The sequence below is a fragment of the Candidatus Cloacimonadota bacterium genome (assembly GCA_034722995.1).
In the GTDB taxonomy this organism is placed as follows: domain Bacteria; phylum Cloacimonadota; class Cloacimonadia; order JGIOTU-2; family JGIOTU-2; genus JAGMCF01.
On the sequence record JAYEOL010000012.1, the window covers coordinates 1 to 2031 of the forward strand.

Below are 2031 nucleotides of genomic sequence, written 5' to 3' on the forward strand. Positions count from 1 at the left end.
TTAGCAGTTCTTTTTATTGAAATATCATCAGAATGATAAAATCTATCCTTAATAATTTCAAGATACCAAGCACAATAGTCATTCCAGAAAAAGTTGTATAGTATATGAGCAGCATCATTAAATCTATATTCATCATAAGCTTTTGATATCTCATAAATAACTGTATGTAAGCGGTGTAATATCCATCTGTCAGCTAAATCTATTGTCATATCTTCTGGTTCAGGCATTCCGGCAATATTCTCTGCATTTGTTATTGCGAACCTTGCAGCATTCCAAATTTTATTTGCGAAATTCCTGCCTGTTTCAATAAGAGAATCAGTATAAACGACATCATTACCTTTAGGAGTATTAAATACCATACTAAAACGCAAAGCATCTGCACCAAATTTTTCAATCACATCAATCGGATCTGGAGAATTTCCCAAAGATTTACTCATTTTTCTTGATTTTTCATCTAGAACCATTCCGTGAAGGAACACATTTTTGAATGGAATCTTTTTCATAAATTCCATTGAGGCCATTATCATCCTCGCAACCCAGAAGAAAATAATTCCAGGGTCTGTAACCAATAAATCTGTCGGATAGAAATAATTTAGTTCTTTTGTTTTTTCGGGCCAACCCATTGTGGAAAAGGGCCAAAGCCAGGAAGAAAACCATGTATCCAATACATCTGGGTCTTGGGTGAACTTATCTCCATTGCATTTTGTACATTTATCAGGAGCCTGTTTTGCAACAAACATTTCACCACATTTATCACAATAATAGGCAGGAATACGATGCCCCCACCAGATTTGCCGAGAGATACACCAATCACGAATATTTTCCATCCAATTATAATAAACCTTTTCCCAGGGAGATGGTTGAAATTTTATTTTACCTTCTCTTACCACTTTAATTGCCTTATTTGCTAAAGGTTTCATCTTTACAAACCACTGATTTGAAAGATATGGCTCAATAACAGTATGACACCTATAACAATATCCGATACTATGAGAATATTTCTCAGTTTTCTCAAGTAATTTTCTTTCTTTTAAATCTTCTACAACCTTTTCTCTGCATTCAAAACGATTCATTCCCTCATAGTCAATACCAGCATTTCTATTCATAACGGCTTTTTCATCCATAATTAAAATCTGTTCTAAATTATGACGCAATCCCATTTTAAAATCATTTGGGTCATGTGCGGGAGTTACTTTTACACCTCCGGTTCCAAATTCCTTCTCAACATAATCATCAGAAATTATTGGAACTTCTCGCTCAACAAGCGGAATGATAACTTTCTCACCTATCAAATGTTTATATCTTTCATCTTTTGGATTAACTGCAACTGCAGTATCTCCCAGCATTGTTTCTGGTCTGGTTGTTGCTACAGTTACAAATTCGTTTGTTCTATTTTTAACAGGATATTTGATATACCAGAGGTAGGATTCCAGCTCTTCATAATCAACTTCATCATCTGATAAAGCAGTTTCACATCTTGGACACCAATTTATAATATATTTCCCTTTGTATATTAATCCTTTTTTATAGAGACGGATAAAAATTTCCCGAACAGCATTTGAAAGACCTTCATCCATTGTAAATCTTTCTCGTCGCCAATCACAGCTTGCTCCTAATTTCTTCAACTGTTCAATAATTCTATCCCCTTTTTCCTCACGCCATTTCCAGATAAGTTTTACAAGTTCTCCTCTGCCAATATCGTAACGAGTTTTGCCTTCATTTGCTAATTCCCTTTCCACTACATTTTGAGTTGCAATACCAGCATGGTCAGTTCCTGGCAGCCACAGAGTTTCATATCCTTGCAATTTTTTATAGCGAATCATAATATCTTGCAAAGTATTATTAAGAACATGTCCCATATGCAAAATTCCAGTTACATTTGGAGGTGGTATCACAATTGTATAAGACTTTTTCTTGGGATTAATCTCTGCATTAAATAAATTTTTTTCTTGCCAGAATTTATACCATTTTGATTCAATCTCTTTTGGATTATAGACTTTCTTCATCTGTTTCATAGAAACTCCTAATAGA

General features: G+C 34.3%; 1 protein-coding gene. It reads right to left on the reverse strand.

All coding sequences use genetic code 11. The features are described 5' to 3' along the window. Nucleotides 1–2015: valine--tRNA ligase (locus tag U9R23_01525; GenBank protein ID MEA3475116.1), on the reverse strand; the 2015-nt coding region annotated here is incomplete at its 3' end. Nucleotides 2016–2031 lie beyond the last annotated feature (16 nt).